The sequence below is a fragment of the Aeromonas salmonicida genome (assembly GCF_028355655.1).
Classification (GTDB): Bacteria; Pseudomonadota; Gammaproteobacteria; order Enterobacterales; family Aeromonadaceae; genus Aeromonas; species Aeromonas salmonicida.
In genome coordinates this window covers 855,139-871,396 of record NZ_CP110645.1, presented here as the reverse complement: position 1 = coordinate 871,396, position 16,258 = coordinate 855,139, and the positions used below count along the sequence as shown (strand labels likewise).

The window sequence follows — 16,258 nt, the reverse complement described above, 5'->3', positions numbered from 1 at the left end:
ATGAGTCACGCCGATATTCTCCACTTCACCAGCCAGACCCTCTGGCTGGTGCTGATCCTCTCGATGCCGCCGGTGCTGGTGGCAGCGTTGGTGGGCACACTCGTTTCTCTGCTGCAGGCACTGACCCAGATCCAGGAGCAGACTCTGGGCTTTGTCGCCAAGCTTATCTCCGTGGTGATCACCCTGTTTGCCACCGCCGCCTGGCTTGGCAACGAGCTCTACAGCTTTGCCGACATGGTGTTGCTCAAGGTGCCGCAGATCCAATGACCATCGAGAGCCTGCAGGGCCAGATGCTGGCCTACACCCTGCTGCTGCCGCGCTTTATCAGCTGCTTTGTCATGCTACCGGTGCTGAGCAAGCAGATGCTGGGGGGAGCGATGATCCGCAACGGCGTGGTCTGCTCGCTGGCACTGTTCGCCTACCCCATGGTGGCTGACACTCTGCCCCCTGCCATCAATGCCCTCGATCTGACGCTGCTGGTGGCCAAGGAGGTGCTGCTCGGCCTGCTGATCGGCTTTGTCGCCGCAATCCCCTTCTGGGCAGTCGAGGCAAGCGGCTTTCTGGTGGATAACCAGCGCGGTGCGGCCATGGCGTCGCTCTTCAACCCGAGCCTCGCCAGCCAGACCAGCCCCACCGGTCTGCTGCTGACCCAGACCCTGATCACTCTCTTCTTCGCCGGCGGCGCCTTTCTCGCCCTGCTCTCGGCCCTGTTCCAGAGCTATGCCAGCTGGCCGGTTACCCGTTTCTTTCCCGCCATCGGAGATCTCTGGGTGAGCTTTTTCTACAGCCAGTTCAGCCAGATGCTGCTACTCTGCGCCCTGCTGGCGGCACCGCTGCTGATCGCCATGTTTCTGGCGGAGTTCGGGCTGGCCCTCATCAGCCGTTTCGCCCCCTCCCTCAACGTCTTCGTACTGGCGATGCCGATAAAAAGCGCCGTCGCCAGCCTGCTGCTGGTCATCTACATCAAGCTGATGATGGATCACGCCTACTGGCAGGTGCTGACGGTGCTGGATCCACTGCAACTGCTGATCCCCATTCTGGAGGCGCGATGAGCGGCGAGAAGACCGAACAACCCACCCCCAAAAAGTTGCGGGATGCCCGGCAGAAGGGGCAGGTGGTCAAGAGCAAGGAGGTGATCTCCACCACCATAATCCTGAGTCTGGTAGGCATGCTGATGGCGATGTCCGACTACTACCTCGAACATCTGGGCAAGCTGATGCTGATCCCGGAATCCCACCTCAACCTCCCCTTTAGTCAGGCGCTCAACCACGTGGTGGAAAACCTGATGCAGGAGATGGCCTACCTTTGCATACCGATCCTGGCGGTCGCGGTGCTGGTGGTGCTCGCCTCCCACTTCGCCCAGTACGGTTTTCTGCTGAGCGGTGAGTCCATCAAACCCGACATCAAGAAGATCAATCCGGTGGAGGGGGCCAAGAAGATCTTCTCCATCAAGAGCCTGATGGAGTTCGTCAAATCCCTGCTCAAGGTGAGCCTCCTGAGCCTGCTGGTGTGGGTAACCATCGAGGGCAATCTGCAGGCCATGCTGCAACTGCCCGGCTGTGGCATGAGCTGCATCACTCCGGTGCTGGGGGGCATGCTGGGCCAGTTGATGGCGGTCTGCGCCATGGGTTTTGTGGTGATCGCCATCGCCGACTACGCCTTCGAGCACTACCAGCACATCAAGCAGCTCAAGATGAGCAAGGATGAGGCAAAGCGGGAGCACAAGGAGATGGAGGGGAGCCCAGAGATCAAGAGCAAGCGCCGCCAGTTCCATCAGGAGCTGCAATCAAGCAATATGCGCGCCGACGTGAAGCGCTCCTCGGTCATCGTCGCCAACCCGACCCATATCGCCATCGGCATTCGCTACGAGCGGGGGGAGACCCCGCTGCCGGTGGTCACCCTCAAGTTCACCGATGCCCAGGCGCTGCAGGTGCGCAAGATTGCCGAGGAGGAGGGTATCCCGGTGCTGCAGCGCATCCCGCTGGCCCGAGCCCTCTATCGCGATGCGCTGATCAACAACTACATCCCCGCCGACCAGATCGAGGCGATCGCCGAGGTACTGCGCTGGCTGGAGCAGTCGCGCCAGAGGCTGCTATCTCCAGTCTCCGAGCCCATATTGAAGAATTCATCGCATTGGAGCTGACCCACAAGCTCGATACGCAGTTGGTGAGTCTGGCGCGTTCCGGCGTGCTGGACCTGGATAACTGGGACGGGACAAATCTGGTCCTGCCCCGCACCATGACCACGGCCTGCAGGAAGCGGCTGCCGAATGGGTGATTTAGCACCGCCACCGTCACCTCTATCAGCGAGACATCAACCGCCTCAAGCACTGGCTGTAGGCTCAGGTCTCTCCCAGTTCGACTGAGAACGATAAGACGACAATTACCCTTCCTCGATAATTGACGAAGCGTCCCAGAGCCCTTGTGCTCACTCCAGCCGTTATCCCGAACACAGCCAACCACCGACCCCGTACAGCCCCTCACGCTGAGGAGCTTTTTGCATTTGAAGGAAGTCCAACCATGCACGATCTGCATGATTACAACACCCTGTCCCCTCGGCAGATAACTGCTGCCATCGGTCAGCTCAACCACACCACCGCGCCGAAGATAATGACCCACCTCTCATTGCGGGCCAGACAGCCCCATCCATTCGGGGATCAACGCAGCAGAGCCAAGGCCCTCAAGCTGCTGCGTCGGGTCAAAAAGGTTCACAAGGCGGGACGCATCCCGCTCGAGCTCACTCTGACAGGTTGCCGCATCGACCGAGGTATGAATCGCCCCCAGTTCCCTAGACACCTCACAGCCTTAAAATGAGGCAACTATTGGAGGTGTTATGACCCGTCAGCGTTACCCAGAAACATTCAAGATAGAAGCGGTTAAACAAGTCACCGAGCGCGGGCGGCCTGTGGCTGATGTTGCACGAGCACTCGGGGTATCCAGCCACAGTCTGTATGCCTGACTCAAGCAGTACGGTAAGCCCGCTGACCAGCAGCACGAAGAGTCTGCCTTGCAAGCCGAGATACGCCGTCTGAAAGCCGAACTGCGCCAAGTCACCGAGGAGCGCAACATTTTAAAGGAGGCCGCCGGGTACTTTGCCAGCGAGTCAAGGAAAGGTACGCGTTCATAACCTCCCGACTCGACCGGTACAGTGTAGTTACCCTGTGCCAGACCCTGGGGGTTCACCGAAGTGGCTTCTATGCGTGGTTGAAACAGCCCGCGTCGCCACGGCAGCAGGAGGACGAACGATTGACCAGATTGGTCAAGCAATCCTGGCTGGAAAGTGGTGCTGTCTACGGTTATCGCAAGATCCATCGCGATCTTCGTGACTTGGGGGAAGCCTGCGGCAAGCACCGTGTGGCCAAATTAATGAAGCGGGAAGGGCTGCGTTCGCAAACGGGCTATCAACGCCGTAAGGGGCATTATGGAGGCAAGAGCCCACAGGCTGCCCCAAACACGCTGGCACGTCAGTTTAAGGTGCCAGCCCCCAACATCTCCTGGGTGACTGACATTACCTACATCCGCACTCAAGAAGGGTGGCTGTATCTGGCGGTGGTGCTCGACCTGTTCTCTCGCCAGATCATCGGCTGGGCGATGAAGCCACGCATGACGGCAGACTTGGCGGTTGATGCGTTATTGATGGCCGTCTGGCGGCGCAAGCCCAAGCAGCAGGTACTGGTGCATTCGGATCAGGGCAGCCAGTTTACCGGTGGGGAATGGCAGGACTTTCTGAAGGCCCACAACCTGAGTTGCAGCATGAGTCGACGTGGCAACTGTCACGACAACGCTGTCGCCGAGAGCTTCTTTCAGTTGCTCAAACGGGAGCGGATCAAGCGCAGGATTTACCCGACAAGAGACGAAGCCCGCAGCGATGTGTTTGATTATATCGAGATGTTTTACAACCCAATCAGGCGTCATGGTTCCAATGATGGGCTGTCGCCGGTAGAGTTTGAAAGGCAATTTATTTTTCAGCAACAGAGTGTCTAGAAAATCCGGGGCGATTCAAAACCGGGTGACTTGCTGCATTTGGACATCAAAAAGTTGGGGCGTTTCCATCGGCCCGGCCATCGGGTGACGGGTGACCGCCGCCAGGACTCTCCGGGGGCGGGATGGAGTATGCGCATGTGGCGGTTGATGACCACTCCCGTGTGGCATTCAGCGCCCTGTATCCTGATGAAACAGGACGCAGTGCCTGCCTGGCGCTGTTACAAGCACTTCGCTACTACGCCGGGCTCGGTATTCGTTTCAGTCGGCTACTCACTGACAATGGCGCCAGTTATCGGTCGAAACGCTTCCAGAAGCTGTGTCGTCGCTTGGGGCTCAAGCGCCTGCGCACCAAACCTTACACACCCCAAGCGAATGGCAAAGCAGAGCGCTTCATTCAGACAGCGCTACGTGAATGGCTTATGCACGGAGCTATGACTCATCAGTGCAACGGGCAGAACACCTGCAACCGTGGCTACATGAGTACAACTGGCATCGTCCTCATGCAAGTTTGGGCTACCAGCCCCCCATCAGTCGTCTTCAATCTGTGAACAACCTGGTGGGTTTACACAGCTAACCCGTCCAGTGTTCGGCATCTTCAAGAAGATTTTGCCGCCCTTGTCGGCCACCGAGCGGGAGGTCATGGAGGCCGGCTCCATATGGTGGGATGGCTAGTTTTTTCGTGGTAACCCCGACTGGAAAAAGCTGCACAGCTACGGCAAGGCCAAGATGACTGCAGAAGCAGGCTTTCATCGACAATCAGGTCGAAACCCTGCTCGCCATGGTTGACGACTTCAAGATCGTCAACGAAACCAAAGACCTGTCGGAACAGGTCTGGGACTATCTGAAGAAGGAAGACTTCTTCTCCCTGATCATCCCGAAATCCTACGGCGGCCGCAAATTCTCAGCGATTGCCAACTCCACCATCATCACCCGCATCGCCACCAAGAGCCTGAGCGTCGCGGGCACCGTCATGGCGCCGAACTCCCTCGGTCCGGGTGAGCTGCTGATGCACTACGGTACCCATGCCCAGAAAGATTTTTGGCTGCCGGGGCTGGCCTATGGCAAAGAGGTGCTGGATGCTAACCTCAAATGGAACAAGCGCTACATCACCTAGCGCTGCGCGCCACCTAGCTTGGCTTGGCATTCAAACTCTACGACCCTGAGAAACTGCTGGGTGACAAGGAAGATCTCAACATCACCTGCGCGCTCATCCACACCAGCCACCCAGACGAGCGTGTTGGCGATCGCCACTACCCCATGGGTCTGGCGTTCCTGAACGGCCCGACCTTCGGCAAGGATATATTCATGCCACCCGACTGGATCATCGGTGGCCCGGATTACGCCGGTCGCGGCATCTCGCTGACTGCCCTAGGTACCGCTTTCGGTCACATGGCGAGCCGCACCGTGGGTGCCTACGCCTGCGGGCGCAAGTAGTGCGGTATGTCCATCGGCAAGTTTGAAGGTGTGCAGGAAGTACTGGCTCGCACCGGCGGCCTGACCTATCAGCTGGAAGGGGCCCGTCGCATGACCGCCGGTTCGCTGGACTTGGGTCAGGCACCGGCCATCGTCACCGCGATCTCCAAGTACCACATGACCGAAATGGCCCGCCATATAATGGATGACTCCATGGACATCCACGCCGGTCGTGCCATCCAGCTGGGCCAGAGAAACTACACCGGCTACGCCTACATGGGCATTCCGGTCGCCATCATTGTGGAAGGGGCCAATATCCTGACCCGTAACCTGATGATCTTCGGTCAGGGGGTGACCCGCTGCCACCCTTAAGTATTTGCCGATCTTGAATCGGCCGCCGACACCGACGTGGAGCGCGGTCTCGAGAAGTTTGACGCCCTGCTGATGAAGCACATCGCCTTCGGCACTAGCAACTTCTTCGGCGCCCTTTTCCAGGGGCTGCCCCTGGGGCAGTTCAACAGTGCACCGGTGGCTGGCGAAACTGCCCGCTACTACAAGCAGCTGTCCCGCATGAGTAAAGGGCTGACACTTTGCACCGACGTATCCATGCTAATGCTGGGTGGCGATCTCAAGCACAAGGAGATGATCTACGCCCGTCTGAGTGACGTGCTGAGCCACCTCTACTTGGCCTCCGCCACACTCAAGCACTACGAGGATCAGGGCCGAATGGTCTCCGATCTGCCGTTCGTGCAGTACGCGGTGGAGCGCAACCTCTACCTGATTGGCAAAGCGTTCGAGGGCTTCTTCCAGAACTTCCCGAACAAGGTGGTGGGTGCCGTGCTCGGATCACCGGATACGGGGTTATCCGGGTCTTGGGCGGCAAGGCCGAATACCTTGGCTCTGGCTGCATCCGCACCGATTGCGGCGAGCTGCCGGAGCGCCTCAAGCAGGTCTATGACGGGGTATGCGAAATCATCACCCAGTTCAAACCCACCGAGTTTGCCATCGAGCGGGTCTTTATGGCCCATCCCTCCGCTCTCGATAAATAAATGGGGTTCACTTCACCGGATAACCGGGGCGGTTTTGTTTGGCCAATCTGCGAGCCGAAAGGTTGCTACAGGCGAAAGCGCTTGAATTGACTGTCTGCGTTTGGCTAGACGAACATACTCCCCAAGCGCACCGGAATAATCTCCTCCTGAGCCTGTAGCAAGGGCAGCAGTTCGTGGTAGCCGGCATGAAGCTTGTCGCAGGCAGCTTGGCATGCCTCTGGATCCACATGCTCATCAAGGGGGCACCATAACAGCACATACCCTCGACTATCCACCGTCAGTCTGGCCGGTTGCAAGGTAGATAGTGGGCTGTTGACCTGAAACAACAGCAGCATGACGCCGGAAAGCATCTTGGAGGGAAGCGGTGCCAGCGGCAGTGCCAGCTCATATTGCCCGTCGATCTTCTCAAGCCATAGCTCTGGTTCATCCTCAAACCTGATCACCCGACACTCACCCGCAGCGGGCAGAACCAATCCCAGCGAACCCAACCAATCAATCAGCATATTTACTCCCTCATCATCCAAGAGCGAGCCTGAGTAACCGTGGTAGAGGAGAAGAGAGGCTTGCTCCAGGGTTTATTGCGGGCCCCATAGTTATCAGCCAGCTCCCGCAGGGCCTCATTGACCTCAGCCGGCGTGGTAGCGCCGACAAGTGCGTGCTCGGTTTTACGCAGTAGCGCCACATTGCTGTCCGGCTGACCGGGGCGGAACAGGGAGGGGTAGATCACCTCATGAATGATGTTGTTAGCGACCGTTGCCACCTGACGGCGACTGGCCTCTTCCTTGCCAAGATCCAGCGCGGCGAAACGCCCTGTCGGGCTCGGCGTATCGAGCAACCTGGCAAGTGCTGGGTTGTCTGCCTGATTGAACTGAGCGGCAAGCCACTGCTGCCGGGCAGGAGAGTCTGCGAGCGTTCCGAGCTGATCCAGTGCCTGAGCCAGCGGGCCAGAGAGATCGAGTCGCGCCGAGCGATCCTGATTCAACACCGATGCAACCAGCACAGAGAGTTGCTCCTGAGCTGCCTGACGAAAAAGGGCCGTCGCCTGAACATCTGGGGTACGTTCTTCGGCCACCGCGGCAAAATCCCGATCAGAGAGCGCCAGCAGCGCCGATTCCAGATCCTGGAACTGATAATCCTTGCGGCTGATCTCCCGTCCTTCCAGATGTTGCCTGACCACGTCAGCCAACTGCTCCTGCAGATGCTGCTTGTCAGCATCGCTCATGGTGAAGTTGAGGGTGCCACTGAAAGTGCCTCTGAAATCGCCGTGCTCGGACTTAAGCGGGACAGTCACGATTTGATCGGCAAACCCGCCAAGTCCTCTGGTTTGCAGCGCCGAGCGTGCGCCGGCCGTAGCACCCACAATCCAGTCTTTAATCGCCCCCTTGCGAGTACCGCGATCAGCCGGTTTACCGCTCTCACTTTCAAACTTGAGGATCAGGTTCTCGTGCTCGGCGATGGTGGCGCCCCGGGTCTCGGGATGGATAAGTTCAGGCACAGGGACGTTGAGCATGACGCCGCCATCTTGCAATGACAGTTTCTCATCCTGCGCCAAGAAAGGTTGGTGCTGCTCCTCTGGGCGACTGAACACCACCGGGAATGAGCCCGATATGTGCGCGGCGCGGGCAATTTCCATGTCTGGCGTCAGGCTGGCGTTAAACAGGATCATCTGGGGACGACCATCGAACATGCCGGTTCCCGTTATGTTCAACTCCTTGATGGCCGGAATGTGGCGACCAAGCAGAGCCAGATCGCCGAAGGTTACACCGCCACCCTGTTCGAGGCGCTGGCGAATGGTTGCTACGTCGGGTCTGGTGGCCAGCTCGGGATGGGCCTTCAATTGCGCCAGAACCGAACTGCGTGACTCCTGCTTGACTATCCTTTCGAGCGGGACGGCGTCCGACTGCAGGCGCGGCAAGATGTTACTCAGCAGTTGCACGAAGCCGCCAAGCCTACCCAGCTTCAGCTTTCCTAGCACGCTTGCGATCGCTTTGCCTGCTTTGCCACTCATTTGCTGGGCCAAGCTGATCTCCTTTACCGGCGAATCAAGCAGGCTGATGAAGTCTATCTTGTCAGAGAGCGCCTTGAACTCACTCGCATTCATGCCGGAAGCCAGCAGTGCTGCGGTAATGGCTCCGGCCGAGGAGCCAGAGATAGTGCGGATACCCTCCAGTTTCCCCTGCGCCTCCAGCTCCCGCACGCAGCCCGGATAGGAACCCCCTTTGGCACCGCCACCACTGAGCACCAGGCTGGTGATCGGGGGGCGTGCCAGGGTAACGGATGCCGAACCATCCTGCTTACGGGTGATGGTCACCTGACGTGGACCACAGCCCTCACAGATCACATCGCTCTTGGCAGAAGCCGCCAATGGGGCATGACTCACAATCTCCAGCTGAGGGCCGGATACGCCCCCCAGTGTCGCGACAAGGCTGGGAGCACTCTCCTGCGGTTGGCTCGGTTGCAGCTCAACAGCTGTCGTGTGTGTCGATTGTGAAATACGGGGGGCTTGCTGAATCTGCATCGTGCTTCTCCTTGTTACGATGGGATTGTCCCGATTATAGGGATGCAACAAGTGGTCGTTTGGTAACAGAAGCCGCGATTTTGTCAATGCGGGAATTTATTTTCTCTCGTGAACATCGGCGCGTTCCAGCGTCACCGCCATCGCCCGCGAGAGCGCGTCGAGCTGGCCATCGAGACTAGCATCGATGATCCCCACCTCAGTTTCGAGGATGCAGCCCCCCTGCTCGAGGCGGGCATCGGCTGAGATCTCGAGATAACCGATCTCGGGGAAATCCTTGTGCACCCGGGCAATCTGATCGCGTACCGCCTGCACCTGTTCGGGATTAACCCGCACAGTCACCTGCTTCTGGTTGCTCACCAGCGAGAGCGCCTCGCGCACCACCTTGAGGGTGAGCGCCACCTGATCGTAATCGTGCAGGATCTTGCGCACCGCCTGCAGCACCACCTCGCCCATCTGTTGCTCCACCGTACGGTAGTATTGCTGACACTGTAGCTGGGTCTGGTGCACTAGCACTGCCTGCTCGAGGCGAGCCTCCTCGAGGCCAGCCTGCCAGCCGAGTTGCTTCTGCTCTTGGTAGACGGCGCGCGCCTCCTCGAGGATGTCGGCGGCCTGTGCCCGGGCGGCATCGACCAGCGCCTGAGCACTCAGATAGGCCTGATAGTCGTTACTGCACAGGATCCGCTGACCGGGAGCCAGTTGCAGGTGTTCACTCTTTATTTCAATAAATGGCAGCATTGTGGCATTACCTGTTTGGCAATTTTGAGACAGAGTGCCCGCGCCAGCGGCAGCTCGGCATCAGCCAGTGACCAGCTTGGGCGCTGAGGTGATACGGGCATACGCAGTGCGAGGCGACGGGCCCAGGCGGGATGAGCAGCCCCTGCTGCAGCCAGCCAGAATCCTAAGCCAACCACCTCCAGCGAGGCACTGTCCACCATGGCGGGAAGCGGCTGCTGCCAGCCAGCAGGCCAGGGGCCAATCAGCAGATCGAGTCGGGCAAGCAGCGCTCTGTGCCCCTCCTCCCCCAATATGGCGATGATCTGGCGCAGCACCGATGCTTGCAGGCAGTGGCGGATCGCCTCGCCATGTAGCACGGCACCGAGCTGGCGCAGTACGAGGGCAAGCACCTCAGCCGGAAAGAGCGCCAGCCCGCCAAGCTGCGCGGGCAGTTCGTAGTCGATAGCCAGTGCCAGCTCGTCGAGCAGGGCCTGATTGCAGGCAGGCAGAGTGCGCCACTCGGGCACACTCGCCTGTAGCCAGCGCCACGAGGTGGGGAAGTGATCATCGTGCAGATAGCTGGCGGGGCAAAAGCGCAGTTGATAGGGGGTAAGGCCGAACGCCATCAGCGACTCCGACGCCGGTGCCACATGAATTGGGCCAGATTGGTGGTCACCACCAGCGCCAATAGGAGCACGATCAGCCCTCCCAACCGCCACTTGGAGCCCTCGCCCACCTCGATGGAGAAGAGGGTGGTATTGCGCTGCATCAAGGGGCTCTGGCGCACATCGGCCGAGGGAACCAGCACAACGCTGATCCGGTCATATGCGAGCCCCTCGATGCTGTTGTTGACCAGCTGCTTGATCTGCGGGATGTAGGTGTCTAGCTGGATATCCGCCGCATGTTTGATAAAGACCGAGGCCGACGCGGGAGATGGCTTCTTGCCGAACCCCTCGTTTCCTTCTGGCAACACCACATGGACGCGAGCTACCAGCACGCCGTCGATCTCCGAGAGGGTATGGGAGATCTCCTGCGCCTTGGCGTAGTTGAGACGAGCAAACACCTCGGTCGGCGAGGAGATGAGGCTATCCTTGGGAAAGAGATCCTGCGGGGTGAAGAAGCTCTCGCGCGGATACCCCTTGCGCTTGAGGAGCTCAACCGCCTGCGCCACATCGGATTCCTCGACCAGCAGCTTGATGTTGCCATCCTTGTCCGGCTGCTTGTCCGAAGCGATACCCTCGGTACGCAGCAGCGCCAGCATCTCGTTTCCCTCTTTCTGGTTCACCCCGGTATAGAGCTCCACCTTGCAGCCACTGAGCAGCAGCGAGGTGCACAGCACCCCCATTAGCATCGTTCTCTTCACACTACCTCACTGGGTCTTCAACAGGTTTTCTAAGTTCTGGCCCATCCTGCCCACAGTCTTGGCGATGAGATCCACCTCCATGGTGATCCGCATCAGTGACCACTGCATCTGCATCAGGCTGCTGGGATCATCAACCTGAGTTGCCAGCGAGGCCTGCAGGCTCTGCTTGGCCTCGACAAACTGCTGCTTGATCTGACCAATCTCGCCAAGCAGTGTACTGCCAATCCCCTGGGTATCACTGCCCATCGCCTGCTCAAAGGCGGCGATCTGGGCATCGGGAACATCCGCCGCTTTCAGCTCATCCAGGCTGGTCACCACGGCTTCTAGGCTTTGTGCTATCTCCATCACTCCTCCAGATCCAGTTTGTGTGCGTAACGCACCAGATTGTTGACCATCCCGTTGTGCGGGATCAGGGTCATCAGTTCGCGTCGGGCCAGTTCGACCAGATAGTCGTTACCGGACAATACGCCGCGCCCCTCCCCCTGCAACTCTGCCATCACCTTGAGCAGCACCGTCTCTCGTCGTGACGAGAGCGGATCAAACTCCCGCATCAGGGCGCGCAGCTCTGGCAGGTCGATAGCAGCCACCACCGGCAGCTGGCGCTCGCCGAAATGCTCAACCAGCTTGCTCGCTACCGGCTTGAAGAGCTGGTCGGCTACACCGGCCGCCTTATCATCCTGCTGATAGATCTGCCAGAGGCGCTCACGCCGGGTGGCGGCAGAGCCCCCCTCGAACAGAGCTTCCAACTGCGCCAGCTCTTTACAGTGCGTCAGCAAGGAGCCTCGCACCTCTTCTTTTGCCAGCAGCTGCTCGAAATGTTGCCGCTCTGCCACAGCAGGTGGCGAGCTCGGCGGCGTCACTGCAAGCGGATGGAGGCCTTGTTCGTTACCCTCAACTTTCATGAGACGATCTGCTCTCGCATGCCGGCAGCAAACTGCTGCAAGCCGATCTCATCGCTCTGCTCAAGGCGGTCGAGCCGGAGCTGCAGTGCATCCAGCCGCGTCAACCGCCATTCGCACAGGGCGAGCCAAGGCTCCAGATCCTGAGTGCAACTCGCCTCACCCAGTGCCAACGCCCCTTCGTAATCCCCCCGGTTCATCAGGGAGGATAAGCGGATCAAGGTGACACACTCGCTGATCTGCGGATCGCTTGCGAGCCAATCGGCGATGGTGGCAGCCTCCTGGTGGCAATGGTGTCCGGTACCGGCCAGCGCGAGCTCGGCCAGCTGTCGTTTGAGTTGAGCGTTCATCATCCAATCTTCTGCAAAATACTCGCCATCAGGTCTTTCATGCTGCGGGTCACGGTGGAGCTGATGTTGTAGATCACCGACCACTTGTTGATCTTGTGCTGCAACTCGGCCAGCCGAGCCGGATCATCGGGGCTGGTTTTCAGCTCATCAATCGACTTCTTGACATCGGCATTGGCTGTATTGGCCGCCTCCTTCAGGTTATTGGCGACGTTATCAAGGGTAATCCCTGGGTTAAAAATATCTGGCATCTCTTATGCTCCTCTGATTTGCTCAAGTATCTGCATGCCCGCCTCAATGGCGTCCGCTTCCTGTTGCCACTGCCGGTACTGCTGCGGAGATCCCCCGCGCATCAGCTGGCGCTTGACCTCCCCCAGCGCCAGCACCAGCTGCTCTTGCAGCATGCGGGCGAAGGCGGGATCAGCGCCGGACAGTTGCGTTTCCAAACTGGTCATCATGGCTTTCGCCTCCTTTCAATCTGACGATATATTGTTGCTTGCCCTTGCTCACCACCACAGCTTCACGCTGGATAGAGAGGATGCGGATCCCGTTGGCTGTGACCCCTCCGACCGGGTAGCGGCGGTTATCTGCCAGAGTGACGTAGGGTACCCGCCCGAGAGAGACACTGCGTACCTCGAACTCCAGCTTATCCTGACGGGGCGTACGGCTCTGGTTGATCAGCTCAAGCACAGGGTTGGAGCCGAACTCGCGGCGAAACTGCAACTGCAGTTGCTGAAATTGAGCCAGCCTCGCCTCGTCCAGTTGACCTGACAGTTCGATCCGGTCGCGCGCTTCACGCACCCGCAGCAAACCGGCCAGCCCCATCTCCTGCAACATGGCATCGAGTCGCTTGCGATGAGCGCCGGCAACCTGAACCCTGTTTTCAATGCCAAGCAGCCCCGGCACCTCCTGCTTGAGCAGGGATTCAATACTGTTCCAGCGCTCATCCTGAGCACTGATAGCACCGCTCAAACGCAGCCAGCCGAGCTCCTTGCCATTGCGGATCTGCAACTGCTCGTAACCGAGCTTTTGCAGTATGAAACTCGCCCCCTGACGCAGATCTTCCATGGTGCGCAGATCGAGGCGATAGTTGAGCCCCTTGCCATCGAGATACTGCTGCAGGGCTAGGCGGTTACCGTTCTCATCCACATAACCCGAGAGCAGCCAAAGTTCGGGGTCACTACTGTTGAGCACCACCTGGCGATAGATGGGCGCAGCGAGAAAGCGCTTGAGCTCCTGATCGCTGCGAGCAGTATCGCTCTCGCGGCTTCCCTGCCACCAGCCGTGACCAAGCATCATTACTACCGCAATGATCAGTGACAGACAGAGGCCAACCAGCCACCATTCGGCACTGGCAGCGCGCCACCGTGGGAATGTCGTTACCGCAATAGCAGGCAACGCCTCCAGCTGTTCGGGTAGCGACCGGCTACTGTCGCAAAAGCTCCAGAGCAGAGGGCCAGCCTCCAGCCGAGAACCAGCCATCAGCTGGGCCCCTACCTCCAGAGCCACGCCATCCTGAGTCGGCAGGATACCCTCTACCCATCCTTGCAAGGTGATCCCTTCGGCCGACACCAGCAGCACCAGATGCTCGGGGGACATCCCCTCGTCCACCAGCACCAGATCAGCCAACAGCGGGTCGGCACCTATGACCAGCCTTCCTTCCGGCAAGGCGACTTCCACCCCGCGGTTAAGCCCGCGATATACGCGGCACTTCCAGCTCATCGGGTGGCACCACTGTTACCCGCCTGCTCACACCAGCTGGCAGCAGGCGTACATTTTTGATCCTTGTTCATCTCGACCAGCCGCCATCCCAGTTCGTTGCCCATCCGGCACTGGGTAAGATAGGAGCTCTTCCCCCCCTGACGCAGCAGTTGCTGCAAGTCACGGGCCGAAGACAGCTTCTGGCACTGGGCGCCGCTCAGCACCTTGCCAAGGGAGAGGCTCTGATTGGAAATCTCATCAACCTCGAGCACTCCGGCACGCAGATCCTGACCGTTACCGAGGGCCAGATAGTGCGCAATGCCGTCATCGATAAGACGAGGTTCGATGATAAAGAGCCGCACTGAACGACGGGTCTGGGTCTCCTTGCTGCGAAACAGGGCCCCCAGATAGGGGATGTCACCGAGGAAAGGCACCTTACTCAGGTTTTCGCTCATCTCGTCGCGGTAGATACCGCCGATAAGCAGGCTCTGGCCGTGGCCGACCCGGGCGATGGTATCCACCACGGTACGGCTGATGGTCGGAATGCCGTCGATACCGGAGCTGTTTGGCTTCTGATTGCCATCCTCGATATGGAGGCTCATGCTGATCTCGGGCTTGTCACCCATATGGATCACCCGTGTCGTCATCCGCAACATGGTGCCGTAGGTAATGTCCTTAAGTTCTGCCACCCGCTCCCCACTGATCTTGACGTAGTAGGTTTCGCTGTGATCAATGACCGCCTGGGTATTCTCCTGAGTAAGAAGGGTCGGGCGGGAGACCACCTGAGCATTGCCCTCGTTCTCCAGCAGATTGACGCGGGCCAGCAGATAGTCGAGTCCTTTGGAATCAACCAGACTGCCGAGGGCTGCGCCACCTTCAATTCCCTTGCGATCGCCGGTGGTCTTGATGATCACCTGCTGGTTGGAGCCGGTGCGGATCCCCACTCGCCAGTCCACTCCCAGCTGGGAGAGATCCTCGGCATTGATGTCGATGATGGAGAGGGCCACCTCAATACGAGCAGCCGGTTTGTCGAGCGCTGCTATCAGCTTGCCGTACATCGCCATACGCTCCGGCGCATCGCGCACGATCACCGCATTGAGGGAAGGGTCAGCCTGCACGATGGCCCCGCGGGAGGTCACTGCTGCCCCCTTATTACCCTCCCCGAGCACCATCTGTACGCCAGCATCGCTCAGCAGCTTGGCAAGAATGGTCGCCACACCGGGCGCATCCACACTGGTATCGCGATACTGGATGGAGCGGTCGGTGGCGGAGGCATATTTGAGCGGAAAGATCTCGATGGCGAGCGGCCCAGTCTTCTCACTACGCAACTGCGACTGCTGCTCCAGTGCGACGGCCGTCTGCTCTATGAGCTCGAGATAGCGAGGCGGGCCGGAGACATAGACCAGCCTGTTATTCGCATCGGGGCGCCAACCAAAGCGGGGTTCCCAGATGCCGGCGCGCTGCAGCGCCTGCTTGAGTTCGCCTGCGCCGGTCTGTTCCAGATTGATAAGCCGGGACTGCACTTCGCTGTTCTTGAAGACGTAGAGCACATTGCCGTCGTAGTACCAGACCAAATTGTAGAGGGATGCAAGCTGCTGCAGGAACGCAAGCGGCTCATCGTGCTCGAACTGACCGTTGACCTGATCGTTCACCTTGTCGCTGACCACCACTGAGACCTCGTAGTTGGCACCGAAGTTAACCAGCACATCCCGCAGGTTCTCTCCCTCTGCCACATAGCTGTAGGGCATGGGCACCCAGTCCAGCTCCTGCGCCGTCAGTGGCTGCAGCCAGGCGATGATGGCAAGCGCCAGCCAGCAGAGCGGGCGGATAACTCTTTGCACGCTCAAGGTTGCCATATCATCTGCCTCCATTGGGGGGCCAGCGCGACCTCGGTCAGCTGGGGCGCCAGCCGCTCCAGCAGGGTGATGTGCTGACTGAGCCTGAGCTCCAGCTGTGCTTCGTCTAGCCACTCCAGAGCTAACCGGGCTTCCAACTGCAGGTTTCCTAACCCATCCAGTACCAGTGCATGCGGGGTATGACGCCCCCAAGTCACTACCTGTTGCAACAGGCGCTTGAGCAAGGCAGGATCATGGCTATCACCCTCACTGTTATGGGTCGAGTTGAGAGGGGTGCTGAGCAGCAACTCACCCCTTACTAGGCTCAAAAAAAGAGCATAGTCATCGACTCGCAGATAGTAGTTACCCTGTGCGTCGGCAACAAAAGGCTCTAGACCAAGCTTTCCGGCCAATTGATTCAGTAGCTTTTGCATAA

The 16,258-nt window shown here is 59.1% G+C and carries 17 protein-coding genes and 4 pseudogenes; 8 read left to right on the top strand and 13 right to left on the bottom strand.

Features of this window, described 5'->3' with window-relative positions:
• From ascS to ONZ54_RS04295, 8 genes and pseudogenes are all read left to right on the top strand, one after another.
• Positions 1–267 carry a SctS family type III secretion system export apparatus subunit AscS gene (ascS, locus tag ONZ54_RS04330; RefSeq protein WP_271787542.1) on the top strand — a complete coding sequence of 89 codons (267 nt, stop codon included), beginning with the start codon at positions 1–3 and terminating at the stop codon, positions 265–267.
• Complete coding sequence (gene sctT, locus ONZ54_RS04325) at positions 264–1,052, top strand: type III secretion system export apparatus subunit SctT (RefSeq protein ID WP_271787541.1); 789 nt, start codon at positions 264–266, stop codon at positions 1,050–1,052. The genes ascS and sctT overlap by 4 nt, the downstream gene beginning before the upstream one ends.
• A complete protein-coding gene (gene ascU / locus ONZ54_RS04320) occupies positions 1,049–2,143 on the top strand; it encodes a SctU family type III secretion system export apparatus subunit AscU (protein WP_271787540.1) in 1,095 nt (364 codons plus the stop codon). The genes sctT and ascU overlap by 4 nt, the downstream gene beginning before the upstream one ends.
• Before the next feature lie 376 nt (positions 2,144–2,519).
• Positions 2,520–2,813: a hypothetical protein gene (locus ONZ54_RS04315; RefSeq protein ID WP_271787539.1), complete on the top strand. Its 294-nt coding sequence runs from the start codon at positions 2,520–2,522 to the stop codon at positions 2,811–2,813.
• A gap of 19 nt (positions 2,814–2,832) precedes the next feature.
• Positions 2,833–3,983, top strand: a pseudogene (locus tag ONZ54_RS04310) (IS3 family transposase).
• Positions 3,984–4,001: 18 nt separating this feature from the next.
• Positions 4,002–4,557: pseudogene (locus ONZ54_RS04305) on the top strand (integrase core domain-containing protein); the annotation flags it as partial.
• A pseudogene (locus tag ONZ54_RS04300) lies at positions 4,524–6,239 on the top strand (acyl-CoA dehydrogenase domain-containing protein); the annotation flags it as partial. The pseudogenes ONZ54_RS04305 and ONZ54_RS04300, both read left to right, overlap by 34 nt.
• A gap of 2 nt (positions 6,240–6,241) precedes the next feature.
• Positions 6,242–6,421 (top strand): annotated as a pseudogene (locus ONZ54_RS04295) (crossover junction endodeoxyribonuclease RuvC); the annotation flags it as partial.
• Between the two features lie 128 nt (positions 6,422–6,549).
• Here the strand turns inward: ONZ54_RS04295 and ONZ54_RS04290 are convergent.
• The 13 genes from ONZ54_RS04290 to ONZ54_RS04230 all read right to left on the bottom strand — a co-directional run bounded on the left by ONZ54_RS04290 (position 6,550) and on the right by ONZ54_RS04230 (position 16,256).
• Positions 6,550–6,948, bottom strand: coding sequence for a type III secretion system chaperone family protein (locus ONZ54_RS04290; RefSeq protein WP_271787538.1), 399 nt, complete (start codon positions 6,946–6,948; stop codon positions 6,550–6,552).
• 2 nt (positions 6,949–6,950) lie between these two features.
• A complete protein-coding gene (locus tag ONZ54_RS04285) occupies positions 6,951–8,963 on the bottom strand; it encodes a patatin-like phospholipase family protein (protein ID WP_271787537.1) in 2,013 nt (670 codons plus the stop codon).
• 96 nt (positions 8,964–9,059) lie between these two features.
• Positions 9,060–9,698 (bottom strand): HrpE/YscL family type III secretion apparatus protein, encoded by a 639-nt coding sequence (locus ONZ54_RS04280; RefSeq protein WP_271787536.1) that lies wholly within the window; start codon positions 9,696–9,698, stop codon positions 9,060–9,062.
• Positions 9,677–10,303 carry a SctK family type III secretion system sorting platform protein gene (locus ONZ54_RS04275; RefSeq protein WP_271787535.1) on the bottom strand — a complete coding sequence of 209 codons (627 nt, stop codon included), beginning with the start codon at positions 10,301–10,303 and terminating at the stop codon, positions 9,677–9,679. The genes ONZ54_RS04280 and ONZ54_RS04275 overlap by 22 nt, the downstream gene beginning before the upstream one ends.
• Positions 10,303–11,040, bottom strand: a complete 738-nt coding sequence (sctJ, locus tag ONZ54_RS04270; RefSeq protein ID WP_271787534.1) for a type III secretion system inner membrane ring lipoprotein SctJ — start codon at positions 11,038–11,040, stop codon at positions 10,303–10,305. Before sctJ ends, ONZ54_RS04275 begins: the two co-directional genes overlap by 1 nt.
• Positions 11,041–11,046: 6 nt before the next feature.
• A complete protein-coding gene (sctI, locus tag ONZ54_RS04265; RefSeq protein ID WP_271787533.1) occupies positions 11,047–11,385 on the bottom strand; it encodes a type III secretion system inner rod subunit SctI in 339 nt (112 codons plus the stop codon).
• Positions 11,385–11,942: a YopR family T3SS polymerization control protein gene (locus tag ONZ54_RS04260; protein WP_271787532.1), complete on the bottom strand. Its 558-nt coding sequence runs from the start codon at positions 11,940–11,942 to the stop codon at positions 11,385–11,387. Before ONZ54_RS04260 ends, sctI begins: the two co-directional genes overlap by 1 nt.
• The gene (locus ONZ54_RS04255) at positions 11,939–12,292 is read right to left on the bottom strand and encodes a YscG family type III secretion system chaperone (protein WP_271787531.1); all 354 of its coding nucleotides are present in this window, start codon (positions 12,290–12,292) and stop codon (positions 11,939–11,941) included. The genes ONZ54_RS04260 and ONZ54_RS04255 overlap by 4 nt, the downstream gene beginning before the upstream one ends.
• On the bottom strand, positions 12,289–12,537 hold the full coding sequence (sctF, locus tag ONZ54_RS04250; protein WP_271787530.1) for a type III secretion system needle filament subunit SctF: 249 nt from the start codon (positions 12,535–12,537) through the stop codon (positions 12,289–12,291). The genes ONZ54_RS04255 and sctF overlap by 4 nt, the downstream gene beginning before the upstream one ends.
• A gap of 3 nt (positions 12,538–12,540) precedes the next feature.
• On the bottom strand, positions 12,541–12,744 hold the full coding sequence (locus tag ONZ54_RS04245) for an EscE/YscE/SsaE family type III secretion system needle protein co-chaperone (protein WP_271787529.1): 204 nt from the start codon (positions 12,742–12,744) through the stop codon (positions 12,541–12,543).
• Positions 12,707–14,008, bottom strand: a complete 1,302-nt coding sequence (gene sctD / locus ONZ54_RS04240) for a type III secretion system inner membrane ring subunit SctD (protein ID WP_271787528.1) — start codon at positions 14,006–14,008, stop codon at positions 12,707–12,709. The genes ONZ54_RS04245 and sctD overlap by 38 nt, the downstream gene beginning before the upstream one ends.
• Entirely contained in the window at positions 14,005–15,858 is a 1,854-nt protein-coding gene (gene sctC, locus ONZ54_RS04235) for a type III secretion system outer membrane ring subunit SctC (protein ID WP_271787527.1), read from the bottom strand. The genes sctD and sctC overlap by 4 nt, the downstream gene beginning before the upstream one ends.
• Positions 15,831–16,256, bottom strand: coding sequence for a YscB family type III secretion system chaperone (locus tag ONZ54_RS04230; RefSeq protein WP_271787526.1), 426 nt, complete (start codon positions 16,254–16,256; stop codon positions 15,831–15,833). Before ONZ54_RS04230 ends, sctC begins: the two co-directional genes overlap by 28 nt.
• Between the last annotated feature and the right edge of the window lie 2 nt (positions 16,257–16,258).